The sequence below is a fragment of the Butyrivibrio sp. AE3003 genome (assembly GCF_000686065.1).
GTDB classification, from domain to species: Bacteria; Bacillota; Clostridia; order Lachnospirales; family Lachnospiraceae; genus Butyrivibrio; species Butyrivibrio hungatei_A.
This window is the reverse complement of the sequence record NZ_JMLX01000001.1, coordinates 764,429-780,103: the sequence shown is the minus strand read 5'-3', so window position 1 is coordinate 780,103 and position 15,675 is coordinate 764,429. Positions and strand designations below refer to the sequence as shown.

The 15,675-nt window shown below is 41.6% G+C and carries 12 protein-coding genes; 1 reads left to right on the top strand and 11 read right to left on the bottom strand.

Going from position 1 to position 15,675, the window contains the following annotated elements; translation table 11 throughout:
• Positions 1-145: 145 nt before the first annotated feature.
• The 9 genes from CD00_RS0103755 to CD00_RS19055 form a co-directional block, all read right to left on the bottom strand.
• Positions 146-1,735 (bottom strand): L,D-transpeptidase, encoded by a 1,590-nt coding sequence (locus tag CD00_RS0103755; RefSeq protein WP_026654715.1) that lies wholly within the window; start codon positions 1,733-1,735, stop codon positions 146-148.
• A 62-nt stretch (positions 1,736-1,797) separates the two neighbouring features.
• Complete coding sequence (locus CD00_RS19060; protein WP_026654714.1) at positions 1,798-3,339, bottom strand: L,D-transpeptidase; 1,542 nt, start codon at positions 3,337-3,339, stop codon at positions 1,798-1,800.
• Between the two features lie 24 nt (positions 3,340-3,363).
• Positions 3,364-5,046, bottom strand: a complete 1,683-nt coding sequence (gene ilvB / locus CD00_RS0103745; protein WP_026654713.1) for a biosynthetic-type acetolactate synthase large subunit — start codon at positions 5,044-5,046, stop codon at positions 3,364-3,366.
• A 33-nt stretch (positions 5,047-5,079) separates the two neighbouring features.
• Positions 5,080-6,756: a dihydroxy-acid dehydratase gene (ilvD, locus tag CD00_RS0103740; protein WP_026654712.1), complete on the bottom strand. Its 1,677-nt coding sequence runs from the start codon at positions 6,754-6,756 to the stop codon at positions 5,080-5,082.
• A 20-nt stretch (positions 6,757-6,776) separates the two neighbouring features.
• Complete coding sequence (locus CD00_RS0103735) at positions 6,777-8,474, bottom strand: glycosyltransferase family 39 protein (protein WP_026654711.1); 1,698 nt, start codon at positions 8,472-8,474, stop codon at positions 6,777-6,779.
• Complete coding sequence (gene leuB, locus CD00_RS0103730) at positions 8,452-9,555, bottom strand: 3-isopropylmalate dehydrogenase (protein ID WP_026654710.1); 1,104 nt, start codon at positions 9,553-9,555, stop codon at positions 8,452-8,454. Before leuB ends, CD00_RS0103735 begins: the two co-directional genes overlap by 23 nt.
• Positions 9,556-9,677: 122 nt before the next feature.
• On the bottom strand, positions 9,678-10,052 hold the full coding sequence (gene yajC / locus CD00_RS0103725) for a preprotein translocase subunit YajC (RefSeq protein ID WP_026654709.1): 375 nt from the start codon (positions 10,050-10,052) through the stop codon (positions 9,678-9,680).
• Between the two features lie 102 nt (positions 10,053-10,154).
• Entirely contained in the window at positions 10,155-11,336 is a 1,182-nt protein-coding gene (tgt, locus tag CD00_RS0103720) for a tRNA guanosine(34) transglycosylase Tgt (protein WP_026654707.1), read from the bottom strand.
• A gap of 9 nt (positions 11,337-11,345) precedes the next feature.
• Positions 11,346-12,461, bottom strand: coding sequence for a M15 family metallopeptidase (locus CD00_RS19055; RefSeq protein WP_051199078.1), 1,116 nt, complete (start codon positions 12,459-12,461; stop codon positions 11,346-11,348).
• A gap of 227 nt (positions 12,462-12,688) precedes the next feature.
• Here CD00_RS19055 and aroC point away from each other — a divergent pair, with 227 nt between their 5' ends.
• Complete coding sequence (gene aroC / locus CD00_RS0103710; protein WP_026654706.1) at positions 12,689-13,786, top strand: chorismate synthase; 1,098 nt, start codon at positions 12,689-12,691, stop codon at positions 13,784-13,786.
• 42 nt (positions 13,787-13,828) lie between these two features.
• Here aroC and CD00_RS0103705 read toward each other — a convergent pair whose 3' ends face one another.
• Together CD00_RS0103705 and CD00_RS0103700 are read right to left on the bottom strand one after the other, a co-directional pair.
• Positions 13,829-14,893 carry a lactonase family protein gene (locus CD00_RS0103705; RefSeq protein WP_026654705.1) on the bottom strand — a complete coding sequence of 355 codons (1,065 nt, stop codon included), beginning with the start codon at positions 14,891-14,893 and terminating at the stop codon, positions 13,829-13,831.
• Between the two features lie 42 nt (positions 14,894-14,935).
• Complete coding sequence (locus CD00_RS0103700; protein ID WP_026654704.1) at positions 14,936-15,622, bottom strand: hypothetical protein; 687 nt, start codon at positions 15,620-15,622, stop codon at positions 14,936-14,938.
• Positions 15,623-15,675 lie beyond the last annotated feature (53 nt).

Here is a 15,675-nt window from a genome sequence, read left to right as displayed (position 1 = left end):
CCTCTCAAAAAATTGAAATTTTTCTCAATTTTTTTAAATTTTTTCTGCATATTTTTAAAAAAAATTCTCTCGACAACGTCCATAAACATCGTCGAGAGAATTTCATAAATACATTCTCATATAAAACTTATGAATAATTTATCGATCATCTGTAATAAACAATTACCGGTGTCTTATTTTTTACATTGTTCCACAACAGTTCCGCCATGTCCGGAGGACAGTTTATGCATCCGTGCGATCCGTTATGCAAATAGACATCGCCTCCGAATTCATGCTTCCAGTATGCGTCGTGAATTCCGATTCCCGCATTATTAAGTCTCATCCAATAATGAACAAGTGTCTCATAATCATCGCCTTTAAGTGTCTTCTCTCTCTGCTTATCGTAAGCATTATAGAATCCACTCGGAGTTCCGTGTCCCTTGGACATATCACCGGTAACAATATCTGTCTCGATACTTACCGCTCCGTTCACATAGTAATACAAATGCTGATTGGTAACATCCACTTCAATATATGTATCACCAAGATCTTTTTTGGCATCGATGCAATCGACCTTTTTCTCATTGGTAAGTTCCCTTACTTCTTCTCCGGTCTCATCGTTGTTTTCTTCTTTTTTATCGTCCTTCTTGTCATCTTTCTTTTCGTCAATCTTCGTATTGCCCGCTCCTGAAATAAATACCTTCTTCAGGTAATTATATTCAGCGACATTATCGAAGATTTTCGGATTCCCGGCACGATTATTCTTGGGAACCATTATCTCAACATCCTCGCCGTTCTTGTAGCGTTCAAGAGCGTCTGCGGTATAACCGGCCTTAACCATCTTATAAAAGAAATCATAAATTCTCGCTTCGGAGATCAAAGGATCACCATTCTGAGTAACCGCGAATCCCTGAAGATTACGAACATCCGAAAGGCCCACTTCTGAGCTGCCCGCAATATAACGGCCGCGTCCCGGATTATCGTACTCATAATCTTCCGTGCCTTCCTTCATTTCCTCGTTCGTAAGCAAGAATTTACTTGCGGTTCCGTCTTTCAAAGGAATCTTTTTACTTCCATACACATAAGTAATATTGCAGTTAATGATCGGTTCAATCTTCGAATAAAGATCGATAACTTCCTGCTGCGTGGCATTAGGTTTGATAGGTCCGTAACAATCCTTATACTCCTTTGCATTAAGATCTATATCTTCCGCAGCATTAAGCGCAGCGACATCTACAGCCTTAATAATATTGTCCTTATTCGGAACCGACAATAATTCGTTCTTAAGCTCGTACCCTTTATCGTTTTTAACAATGGACACATCCAGAGTATCCTGAGGTACAAATATTTCCCAATCACCAACTATCTTTGCAAGTTTCTTCTCGTCACAGGTAATGTTGGGCTCAACCTGGCCGGCAAGCCCCTTAAAAATATATATTCCCCATGACAAAGCATTTTGATTCTTAATAAACTCTTTGAGCGCATCCGTATAATCTATATTAAAATCCATATCCTCAGCGCTTACAAAAAGTGTTGCACCGTTCTGATCCTTAATGGTTATTCCTTTATAATCAAATTTACTGCATAATTCGGAATTAACCTGTTCAACACTCTTTCCCGTGCAATACACCCCATTAACCCAGGTGCAGCAAGGGAAACCTTTGCTGTAAAAATATCCGATGATCAGATACAGCACAACCAATCCGGCAAAAGCCGGGGCTGCAATTCGCACGATTAGTTTAGTCTTATCTTTCATTCACTCTCTCGTATTCTTTAAGTGATCCGCCCGACTGACCGTCCGATCGCCCTGACAGAACACTAGTATGAGTAAGTCACCGAGCTTCTGTAATAAACAATAACCGGTGTCTGCTCTTTGACATTTTCATAGAGAAGACGAGCTATGTAAGGAGGGCAATTTATGCATCCGTGCGATCCTGATTCACGATATATCTCACCGCCAAACGATTCCTGCCACCAAGCATCATGAATACCTACTCCAGTGTCGGTCAAACGCATCCAATATTCAACCGGACATTCATAGTCCTCTCCTACTAATACTTTGTTTCTTTGCTTATCATATACATGGAAAAGACCTGCAGGAGTACCGTGACCTCCAAGCATAGTACCGGATACTATCAAAGTATCTATATAGACTTCTCCATTCCTATAATAATACAGGTGTTGGTTCGCTATATCAAGTTCAATATATGTTCCGCCAAGTGCTTTCTTGGCATTGAAGAAATCAACTTTCTTCGGATTCGTAAGATTTCTGGTCTCTTCCTGTTCAAACGATCCCGACATAAAAGCTTCCTTCAAGTGTTTATATTCGGCATTATGATCAAATACAAAAGTACTGCCGTTTCTGTCTTTCGGGCAAATTATATCGACATCTTCACCGTTCTGATACCTCCTAAGCATAGTCGGCACATCGCACAATTTCTGCTTCTGGTAAAAGAAATCGTAGAGTCTTGCCTCAGATATAAGCGGCTCATTGTCCGAAGTAACGGCAAAGCCTTCAAGGTCACGAACAGTGTCCGCCGAAATGCCAACTTCATTACTTCCGGAAATAAATCTTCCAAGCCCGGGATTCTCATAGTCATAAACATCTCCCGAGAGCTGATCATAAGTCAAAAGAAATCCATTAACAACTTCGCCCTTAAGCGGAATTGTATCATTTCCAAACTGATAAGTAATGCCGCAATTAAGGATTCGCTGTAACTTTCCGTAGAAATCAACAATTGTCTGCTGTTCTTCCGTAAGCGTAACGGGTTCATAGCAGTTTTCAAACTGTTCGGAAGAAAGATCCAGCTCACCTTGCATCTGCATAGCTGCATCGCCTACAACCTGAGCTATATTTTCCCTTATGGGAGTGCTCAAAAGAGTATTCTTAAGTTCATACCCGTTTTCTGTATTAACAATAGAGACATCCCTTGTTTCATCAGGAACAAATATATCCCATCCGGCGATTATATTATCAAGTTTTTCTTTATCATAACTGATACTGGGCTGTACAGAGCCTGTCAGTCCTTTAAAAACATATACTCCCCATGATAAAGCATTCTGCTCGGAAATAAACTTATTGAGTTCTTCGGTATAATCCACTGTAAACCCAAGGTCCTCAGCACTGATAAACAATGTTGAACCGTTTCTGTCAACAACATTTATTCCCGGATACTGAATTGTTTTACATAGTTCGGAATTCACCTCCGCTACGCTTTTTCCTGTGCATTTAATTCCGTTTACTTTAGCTGCACAAGGAAATCCTTTGCTGTAGTAGTACCCGATGATCAAATAGAGCACTAACAGCGCCGAAATAATCAGGAGCACAATGCGCCCGATTAATTTTGTCCGTACATTCATTTACTCTCTTTCCCCAAAACATAATTACTTCTCCCCTTCTATATCGCTTGCATCAAAAGCTTCACTAATTGAAGCACCTGCAGGTACCATCGGAAATACCTTGTCATCCTCTTCAATAACACAGTCAAGGACGATCGGTACTTTTGAACTTAATGCCTTCTTAAGAGCAGGTTCAACTTCCTCCTTCTTGGTGATCCTGACAGCCTCACAACCAAGTGCTTTGGCTACCATACAATAGTCAACCTTATCCTCAAATACCGTCTGAGAATAATGCTTTTCATAAAACAGTGTCTGCCATTGTCTTACCATTCCCAGAACTTTGTTGTTTATTATGATCTCAACAATAGGAAGGCCGTAACCCGATGCAGTCGCAAGCTCCTGCATGTTCATCCTGAAACATCCGTCTCCCGTAATATTTACGCAGACTTTATCAGGATTTCCTACTTTTGCACCAATACATGCTCCAAGTCCGTAACCCATAGTTCCAAGGCCACCTGATGTAAGGAATGTCCTCGGCTTTCTAAACTTATAATACTGGGCTGTCCACATCTGATGCTGTCCTACATCAGTTGAAACAATGGCATTACCCTCAGTAAGCTTATAAAGTGTCTCGATGATATACGGACATGTGAGCTTATCCGTCTCATAGCTCAAAGGAAACTTTTCCTTGTATCCGTTTATCTTTTCCTTCCATTCGGTGTGATCCATCTGATCAAGCTTAGCGTTTATCTCAGAAAGAACCTCCTTCAGATCTCCGACTATGGAATAACTTGTTCTGATATTCTTATTAATCTCAGCAGCGTCGATATCTATCTGAAGAATCTTCGCTTTTGATGCAAAAGTCTTAGTGTTACCGGTTACTCTGTCAGAAAATCTTGCTCCTAAAGTAACCAGCAGGTCGCACTCACTTACGCCATAATTGGAAGCTTTTGTGCCGTGCATACCGATCATGCCGGTATAAAGGGGATGTGTACCGTCGAAAGCCCCCTTGCCCATAAGTGTGTCGCAAACCGGACAATCAAATTTCTCGGCAAACTCCAATACCTCTTTGGAAGCGCCGGAGATAATAGCACCACCTCCCACATATATGAAAGGTCTTTTTGATGCTTTTAACATTTTGATTGTTACATTAATGTTATCATCAGTATATGTCTTTATCGTCGATTTGTCAGCAACTTTTTTTATTTTTTTAAATTCACAGCTTTTTGCTGTTACATCTTTTGTAATATCTACAATAACAGGACCCGGTCTTCCGGTGCTTGCAATCTTAAATGCTTTCCTCAAAGTATCAGCAAGTTCTTTTACGTCTTTTACGATAAAACCATGCTTTGTGATAGGCATAGTTATTCCCGCAATATCAGCTTCCTGGAAAGTATCTTTTCCCAAAAGAGGAAGATTTACGTTACACGTTATCGCTACCATAGGAACAGAATCCATATATGCCGTAGCAATACCTGTTACAAGATTCGTTGCTCCGGGGCCGCTTGTCGCAAAACATACGCCGACTTTACCCGTAGATCTTGCATATCCGTCTGCAGCATGGGCAGCTCCCTGCTCATGAGAAGTTCTGATATGAAGAAAATCATCACTCTGCTTGTAAAGTTCATCATAAATATTAAGAATACTTCCGCCGGGATAACCGAATATGGTATCTACTCCCTGCTCTTTAAGACACTCTAAAACTATCTGTGACCCGTTTAACTGCATTTTAAATGTACCATCCTATAAGATTTATTCGAATTATTTTGAAGTTCCGGGAATCTCAAGGATTGCTCCTCTGTTTCCGCTTGTAACAAGTTCTCTGTATCTTGCAAGGTAACCTGTTGTGATCTTAGGCTCTCTAGGCTGCCATTTTTCTCTTCTCTTGGCAAGTTCTTCGTCAGAAACCTTAACATTAAGTGCATTGTTAGGAATATCGATGCTGATGATATCGCCTTCCTCAATAAGAGCGATCGGTCCGCCGACAGCAGCCTCAGGAGAAACATGTCCGATAGACGCTCCTCTGCTGGCTCCTGAGAATCTTCCATCCGTAATAAGAGCAACAGATGATCCGAGTCCTCTTCCGGCAATAGCTGATGTAGGATTGAGCATCTCTCTCATTCCGGGGCCGCCCTTAGGTCCTTCATATCTGATAACAACAACGTCACCTGCCACAATCTTACCTGTAAGAATTGCCTCGATAGCATCTTCCTCACAGTCGAATACTCTTGCAGGTCCTTCATGAACAAGCATCTCAGGAACAACAGCAGACTTCTTGACAACGCCTGTATCGGGAGCGATGTTACCCTTAAGAACGGCAATTCCGCCCGACTGCATGTATGGATTCTCAATAGGTCTGATAACTTCGGGATTGAGATTCTTTACGCCCTCAAGGTTTTCTTTAATTGTCTTACCTGTAACCGTGATAAGATCTGTATTGATAAGGTTCTTTTTAACAAGCTCAGACATAGCCGCAAGTACACCGCCTGCCTCGTTGAGGTCTTCCATATATGTGGGACCTGCAGGTGCAAGATGACAAAGGTTAGGTGTTCTGCTTGATACTTCATTAGCGATTTCCATATTAAGATCAACGCCTGCTTCATGCGCGATCGCAGGAAGGTGAAGCATTGTATTTGTTGAACATCCAAGAGCCATATCCATTGCCATTGCATTCATAAATGCCTCTTTTGTCATGATATCTCTTGGTCTGATATTCTTCTCGATAAGATTCATTACTGCGTAGCCGGCATGCTTGGCAAGTCTGATACGTGCCGAGTAAACAGCGGGGATTGTTCCGTTTCCGGGAAGTCCCATACCGATTGCTTCTGTGAGGCAGTTCATTGAATTTGCAGTGTACATACCCGAACATGAACCGCAGGTAGGACAAGCCTTCTCTTCATACTCACAAAGTTTCTCGTTTGTCATTTTTCCTGCAGAAACACTTCCTACAGCCTCAAACATTGAAGAAAGAGATGTCTTATGTCCATCAACTCTTCCTGCCATCATAGGGCCGCCTGATACAAATACTGTAGGGATATTAACCCTTGCAGCCGCCATAAGAAGACCGGGAACATTCTTGTCGCAGTTGGGAATGCATACCATTCCGTCAAAAGCATGAGCTGTTGCAAGACACTCTGTGCTGTCCGCGATAAGGTCTCTTGTAACAAGAGAATACTTCATTCCGATGTGTCCCATTGCGATACCGTCACATACGGCAATAGCGGGAACAACAACAGGCATACCGCCCGCTTCTGCTACCGCAAGTTTTACAGCTTCCGTGATCTTATCAAGATTCATGTGTCCGGGAACTATTTCATTATAGGAACTAACGATTCCAATAAGAGGTCTTTTTCTCTCTTCTTCAGTAAATCCAAGAGCATTAAACAAACTTCTGTGAGGAGCCTGCTGAATGCCCTCCATAACTCTGTCACTGTTCATAGCCATAATCTTTTCTCCTTTTACTTGATATATAAAATAAATTTGTCATTCTCATATCTTACGTGCATTGAAGACAGGTAATCCCAATCAATCGTCCTATATGTCTGATAAAACTTCCAAAGGTCGTCTCCGTTATAATTCGGATCAAACATATTCTTATCAAGCAGCACGCAATCGGCGCCTTCAACGTCTGTCTTGTCGCAATCAATATCCCAGCCAAACTTTAGAAGATATTGCTGATCACAGTCTAACACTGCGATACTTTGTCTCTTTGTCACTTCAGCGACATAAAGCGTATTGAACACATTGTTTTCTCTTTCAGCTATCTGACAACTAAATCCGGGGTCAAAAAATCTGAAAATAAAAAGTATCACTATTACAATAACAGGTATATAAATTCCTATACCCGAATACCATTTATCGCCTTTTTCAACCATCTCTATCTCTTCATGAGATTTTATTCCCTCATCACCTCTTGCGATGAATTTTCTGCGGTTATACAGTCTTATGCCCACATTTATTAGTCTTTCAAGCGCCGTGCAGACGCACAAGACAATAACAAATGCAACATAACCAAAAATGCGAAGATATGGCAATGTACGAAGTGAAAATAAAACAATGCCAAGAAACATCAGGTTTACGATAACAACAAGATTGATCACAGTCCTGCTGTATTCAAAATGTTTAAAGCATTCATAAAACAAGCATCCCAGGCTTATCAGCAGGAATAAAAGTGTCATGATGCTAAACTTCGGCACCAAAGAATTTAAAAGGCTCATAAACCATGACCATAACCCTTTACCAAAAGCCGCCGAAGAAAGCCTTTGGATATAAGAATGAGACATCATATACCTCATTCCGGTCATGACTGATTTAAGAGGCGCTTTAATAATAACACTAAAATGAGATAATTCAAAAAATACAGAATCTTCTGAACTCACAAGTATGTTAGATCCGATTGCGAGCCAAATTATCATATATAACAATATGACAATCGTCATAGAAACTACCGCTGTATCAAGCAGCTTACGAAGTTTCCCGTAATAGATATTTTCGGAGATTGAACTGTATACGTCCTTACTTCTCATCGCATTGATGAAAAGAAATATAGCGCCCGAAGCCCATACCGGCACAACCCAATATATGCTGCTCGGAACAATATACATTCCAAGAACCAGCGTTCCTCCGAACAAATAGTAATACGACTTCTTATCGGCTCCCAGCCTGCAAATATAACCTATGTAATATATCGAAAGAAGAAAACATGTCGTAGCAAGTGTATATCCTCTTCCGAGCACGCTGTAATCATTCACTATCTGCATCGATGCATAGAGCACGACAGCTCCGAACGGAATCGCATGGGAATAATACTTCCTGCAGATCCTATATACAAGGATCAGATTTACAATGGCTGCAACATATGACACACCCCTTAAAGCTATGTAAGAATTGCCGCAGCGATACAGCATCGCTGAAAGGATCGAATATCCCACATGATTGTTCGGAAGAGGCCAATGTATAGCTGAATACAAAGGGCCTCTCGAAACAAAATTATAATATGTGTAAAGCTCATCGTAATTCGGAGTTATCGCAAACATTCTCCACAGATAATAAGAAGCCATCGCGATCACAAAAAGAGTAACCGCCATTCCCTCTGGACTTTGCGGAAGAAGTTCATTTATTTTCTTTTCAGTTTTAGCAATTACCGATCCGTTCAACCAATAAGTCTCCCATCATGCGACAACCGACAAGTTTAAAGTTATCTTCCTGACCCTTAGGCAAAAGATCTGTTGTCCTGTAACCGTCTTCCAAAACCTTGCGAACGGCATTTTCTATAGCATCCGCTTCCTTATCAAGGTTAAAGGAATATCTGAGCATCATTGCCGCAGAAAGTACAGTGGCAATGGGATTTGCAATATCTTTTCCCGCAATGTCGGGAGCGCTTCCGTGACTGGGTTCATACAGTCCGAAGCTTGTATCGTTAAGTGAAGCACTCGGAAGCATTCCGATAGATCCTGTGATCATACTTGCTTCATCGGAAAGAATATCACCGAACATGTTCTCTGTAAGAACGACGTCAAACTGTGTAGGCTCTTTTACAAGCTGCATGGCACAGTTATCAACGAGCATGTGCTCAAGTGTCACATCGGGATAGTCTTTCTTTACCTCTTCAACAACTTTTCTCCAAAGTCTTGAAGAATCAAGAACGTTGGCCTTATCTACGCTAATAACGCTCTTTCTGCGCTTTCTTGCAACATCAAAAGCACGGATTGCAATTCTTCTGATCTCACTCTCTCTGTAAACAAGAGTATCTGTAGCTACAAGCTCTCCCTCTTCTTCCTTGGTAAATCTGTCACCAAAGTAAAGGCCGCCTGTAAGCTCTCTCATAATGAGCATGTCAAAACCTTTATCCGCAACAGCCTCTTTCAAAGGACATGCATCCTTGAGCTGAGGATACAGATATGCAGGTCTCAAATTTGCAAAAAGATTAAGAGCCTTTCTGAGTTTCAAAAGACCTGCCTCAGGTCTGAGGGAAGGCTCAAGTTTATACCAAGGAGATGTTGATGTATTACCGCCGATTGATCCCATAAGCACGGCATCGGCAGCCTTTGCATCTTCAATAGCCTCATCTGTAAGAGGCACCCCGTGAACATCGATTGAACAACCGCCCATCAGAATATCCTTATATTCTATGGAATGTCCAAATTCTGAAGCAACTTTATCAAGAACTTTCTTTGCTTCGGTAACAATTTCAGGTCCTATTCCGTCACCCGGAATACATGTAATATTAAGCTTCATACCCGTATCTCTTTTCTATAATGTATTTTTTAAGTCATAACTTAATGTTTTTCATCTCATTATGCAATAAAGCCCGATTGAGTGCGCAAGCACCAATCAGGCTTAACAGAATCAAAATTTAATTACTTTTTCTTTGAATTCTTTGAATCCTTGGTGCTATCGTTTGAAGAAGCGATTGCGTCCTCGGGCTTCTCAACTTCAACAATTGCATCCTTAACCATGGGGATACGACAATTCTTATTATTACCAAACTCTACAATAACCATATCGTCGTTGATGTCAATGATAGTTCCGATAAAACCACCTGTGGTTCTTACGCTGTCACCTACAGCCAATGCAGCCAATACCTGCGCTTTCTGCTTACGCTCTTTGCTGTTGGGACGAACAAGCAGGAAATAGAATACTGCCATTACCACAGCATAAAAAAGTAATGTCGGTACAATTGCAGAACCTGCAGAAACAGGCTCTGTTGCTGCTTCAGTAAAATATAATAACATAACATCCTCCAAAAACTTATTCTTTAATTATATACCAAACAATAATACTAGAAAGAAACGGCAAATTCAAGTAGTCAAAATTCATCCGGACACATTACAAATTTAACCTTTTCTCCAATTTCGGGCAATATTGTATGACTCACTTTTTGCCACAGAATCAAACTCCATCATTCCTTCTAAGGTTTTCTTCTTGTAAGCCTGATAATTGTTGTTTCTTATTGCCTCTCTGATCTCTTTTACCAGATTGTTGTAAAAGTACAGATTATGAAGAACACAAAGTCTCATTCCAAGCATCTCTCCGGCCTTAATAAGGTGTCTGATATAAGCCTTGGAATAGTTCTTGCACGCAGGACAGTTACATCCTTCTTCAATAGGAGTGTCATCAAGTTCATATCTGGCATTTAATATGTTGATGTGACCTCTCTTGGTATAAAGATGTCCGTGTCTTCCGTTTCTGCTGGGATAAACGCAGTCAAAGAAGTCCACTCCTCTGTCAACAGCTTCAAGGATATTTGCGGGAGTTCCCACGCCCATAAGATATGTAGGCTTGTCCTCAGGAAGGAAAGGCACAACATTCTCAAGAACATCGTACATCTCCTCGTGGCTCTCGCCAACAGCAAGACCGCCGACCGCATATCCGTCAAGATCCATCTCTCTGATTCTCTTGGCATGCTCTATCCTGATGTCGTTAAAAATAGCTCCCTGATTGATTCCAAAAAGCATCTGATGCGGGTTAACCGTATACTGAAGGCCATTCAGCCTGTCCATTTCTTTTTTGCATCGCTCAAGCCATCTCGTCGTTCTATCCACAGACATCTGAACGTATTCGTGCTCAGCCTTTGCAGAAGGACACTCATCAAAAGCCATAGCGATCGTCGATCCCAGATGAGACTGAATTCTCATACTCTCCTCAGGTCCCATGAACAGCTTGTGTCCGTCGATATGCGAATGGAAGTATACTCCCTCTTCTTTTATCTTTCTCGTCTTAGCAAGAGAAAAGACCTGGAATCCGCCTGAATCTGTAAGAATAGGCTTGTTACATGACATAAACTTATGAAGTCCGCCCATTCTGTATATCAGATCATCTCCCGGTCTTAAGTGCAAATGATACGTGTTCGAAAGAACAACCTGAGTGTCGATTTCCTCAAGGTCTCTTGTGGATACACCTCCCTTTATTGCCGCAACGGTTGCAACATTCATAAATACGGGAGTCTGTACCTCACCGTGCACAGTGGAAAAAGTAGCACTCTTGGCGTTTCCGTCCTTATTTACAATTTTGTACATATAAATCCTCTAATTAACATAAGTATTCCAGAATTCTTCCAGACAGATACCATTTTCATGTATAACAGTCGCCGCGTCAACCCCTACATATCTAAAATGCCAGGGTTCGAATTCAATACTTGTAATATTCTCTTTTCCGGCAGGGTATCTTAAGATGAATCCGTACTTGTAACTGTTGTCTGCAAGCCACTTTCCGGCACGCGTATTGCCAAAGCCTTCATCAAGACTTGAATACCCTTCCGTGATAATGTCAATCGCAAGGCCTATCTGGTGCTCCGAAGATCCGGGAACAGTAACCGCCTGAGAAGCAAGATTATATGCTTCCATATAATTCATTCCGCCTTCCATGTACCTGCTGACCTTGTTGTTAAAAAGCATCGTCTGCCTGTCTCTGTCTCTGTAAGGAGAACAAATGATAAGTGCCACCCCGTCTTTATTTGCAGCTCTCATCATCTCAAGGAGCGGTGCAATAATTCGCTCATCGCATCTCATTGTTCCGCTGATTGTTCCAAGCGGAAAATCATAATCATCGGGAATCGGATGTTGCTTATTTACAAGCATTATCTTCCAATCGCTGCTGTCAAAGTTCGTAACCCCAAGATATGACAGATTAACACCGTCATCCGTATTTTCAGGCACTGCCGTGCCATCGTCCGTCGCTTCAAGAATCTGTGAAAGAGAAGCCTGCTTCTCGGGATCTAGGTGCTCAGCCTCCGCAACATCGGGATTCTCACTCTCCATAGCTTCTTTGATAAGCTCGGAATCAACATCCTGGCTTACCGCAAGCTCGGCATCGGACTCCGCAACTTCCTCACTTGAAAGCACTTCTTCCGTATCGGAAGAATACCCGTCTATACTCACATCCGAAGCGAAACTGATATTGAGTGACATCGCGGGATACGAAAAACTGCTGCTAAATACAAAAAACAGCAATCCGCACGCAAGACAAATATACCTCTTACTGCTTCTGTAGAAGTAAAAAAGAATATCGTAAAGTGCTATTGCCGTAAAAGCGTAAGCAATGCCCAAAAAGGTCAATGCTTTGTGTTTTCTGTTAAAACTTTTCACCTTGGAAAAAATTTTATTTTTATAGGCAAGCTTCATCTGCAAGCTACTAGCGTTCATATCGGAAATCCCCTCTCATTTCGGATACTTGGCTTGTAATATGACAACGCATATAATATGATATGTTATGCGAATTGCTCCACGTTATACGCCATTTTTGTTATAACGTCTATATAATTATATAACAATTTAGCGTTTATTACATCATTTTTTATAGCAAATTATGCGCTGCAATGCGCTATATATAGTATATTTCAAAAATTCTCACACAATATGAAAGGATACCTATGTCAGGTTCAACACTCGGAAAAAACATAACAATATCAACCTGGGGAGAATCCCACGGCGAAGCACTCGGAGTCGTTGTTGACGGCTTCCCCGCAGGGCTTGATCTTTCAAAAGAAGATATTCAGAAGTTTCTCGACAGAAGAAAGCCCGGAACTTCATCTGCCACAACTTCAAGAAAAGAGGACGACGAAGTCCACATTCTTTCCGGAATATTTGAGGGAAAGACAACCGGAACTCCCATATCGATGATGGTAAAAAACACTTCTCAGAGATCCGCGGATTACAGCGAGATTGCAAGCTACTACCGCCCCGGACACGCAGACTATTGTTTTGATGAAAAATACGGTTTCAGAGACTACAGAGGCGGCGGTCGCTCATCCGGAAGAGAAACTATCGGAAGAGTCGCTGCAGGCGCTCTCTGTCAGAAAATGCTTGGTGAAATGGGAATCGATGTCTTTGCTTATACACGTTCTATCGGAGACGTAGAGATAAACGAAAGTAACTTTGACAGAAACACAATATACACAACTCCCACTTCTATGCCCGATGCGGACGCTGACAAAAAGGCAATGGATCTTATCATGAAATGTCGCGAAAACATGGATTCAATAGGCGGTGTTATTGAGTGTCGTATAAAAGGTGTTCCCGCAGGAATCGGTGAGCCCGTATTTGATAAACTGGATGCCCTCCTTGCAAGAGCCGTTATGAGTATCGGCGCAGTTAAAGCCGTTGAGATCGGATGCGGAACAAAAGCAGCACGACTCTACGGTTCAGAAAACAACGATGAATTCGTAATCGAAAATAATGAGATTAACAAAAAAACAAACAATTCAGGTGGAATACTCGGAGGGATGTCAGACGGAAGCGAAATTATACTCAGAGCTTACGTAAAACCCACTCCCAGCATTGCCCGTTCCCAGAACACGGTCAACAAATCCGGTGAAAACATCGAAATAAACATAAAAGGCCGTCACGACCCTGTTGTAGTTCCAAGAGCCGTCGTAGTAGTCGAAAGCATGTGTGCTTTCACTCTCCTCGATCTCCTTATCTCCAACATGTCCGCAAAGGCCCAAAACATAATCAATTTCTATAAGTAGTTAAAAACTGCCATATGCGTTCAGCATATGGCAGTTAGTTTCTTATCCCTCTAATTTGTGGAATACGATGCAGTTAGGTCTCTTTACGGGTTCTTCGGGTCCGTTCATAACAAGAGTTCCTGCCTCGGGATCCACTTTAAAGAATGTCATTGAATCCGACTCATGATTGAGTGATACAAGATGCTTATTGTCAGGGAACAACGCAGCATCCTTAGGATATTCACCCGCGATAGGAAGCTGGATCTTCTTTGTAAGAAGTCCCGTCTCTTTATCAACCTTGTAGATAATTACGTTATTCTCTCCCGCTGTTGAGCTTACAAGATAGTTGTAATCCTCAGAGAATGTAAGCGCACTGCTTGCAACACCGATAGAATCGGCTTCATCTGAATTTGATACAGTCTGAATCTTGTTAAACTCGGGATCTCCGTTGTTATCTACGTACTCATATACTTCTATGCCGCATTTCTGCTCAAGGCACACATAAAGAAATCTTCCATCCTTAGAGAACTGCATATGTCTCGGTGATGACTCCTGATCGCAATGGATAACATCAACTTCTTTGATCTTGCCGGACTCGACATTGAGAGAATATACATTAACTCTATCCATTCCAAGATCAGCTGCAAGAAGATACTTATTATCCTTAGATACTTTAATACACTGAACGTGAGGCACGTGGTTTCTTCCGGCTGCCGTTCCAAGACCCTTGTGGTATCTCTCGTCGGTAATCTCGCCGATACTTCCGTCTTTATTAAGCTTAAGGATTGTCACCTTGCCATCGTGATATCCGGCTGTCAAAAGGAAATTGTCTTCCTGATCCATATTAAGATAACATCCGCGCATTCCGTTGATAGAAGCCTCATTCAAAAACTCAAGGCCACCGTCGGGCAGAATATGATAAGCCTCAACGCCCGCATCCGTAATAGAATAAAGCGTCTTCTTATTGTGAGATATTCCAATATAAGATGAATTGGTTATCTCAACCTTCTGCTTCTCCTTAAATCTGCCGTTTTTCATATCAACGTCATAAATTTTAATTCCATATTTGGAACCAAGTCCGGAAGTGTAGCTAGATACATAAGCCACATACTTGTCTTTTCCAGCCATTTTACAACATGCCTCCTGAATGTTTATTGAAATATCTAAGAATTACCAATTCTTATACTTGCCGTTTACGCATACACCGGCAAATCCGTTTGCTGCCATAACAGCTTTGTCTGATTCTGAAATAACAGGTGTGGAATCTGTTGCAGAAACAACATCAAAGTACTTTGAACCCTCATTAACTGAAACGCCCTTTAATGAAAGTGTTGCCATCTGTCCGTTTCCGTTTGTAAGAGAGAATGATGCCATTGCAACATCCTTATCATTGTAAAGCATTGCAACGTTTCCGTTCTTCTTTACTGTTCCTGTTGCTTTCTTAGCAAGCTCAACCTGAACAGACTCAGAAACCTGAGCGGCATTTCCTACACGTACAAGAACCTCGTCATATGTGCCGTCTGACTGAACCTTTGCATCATCGATATAGAAATAGAAAGGTACGTCTTTAGCCTGCTCATCGGCGCCAACATGGAAAATAACATCCTGTGTTCCGCTCTTGAATGAGCACTCAAGGTACGTTCCTGCGCTTGTGTGAGGTCCGAGATGATATGTGTAGTTAAATTTGGACCTCATATGCATTGTGTGTTCGCTACCTGCGTTCATGTTAATTACAGTATCCCCAAAGTCAAAGTACATAGGGAGATCACTTTCCGCATGTGCATTAACCGACATGAGCGATCCCGCAACCAAAAATGTACTAAGCGCAGTAATAAGATTTTTTTTCATTCCAGTCATAAATTTTTCCTCCGTCTTATCTTAATCTTATTGTCTCTTCTCTTTTTGTTTTT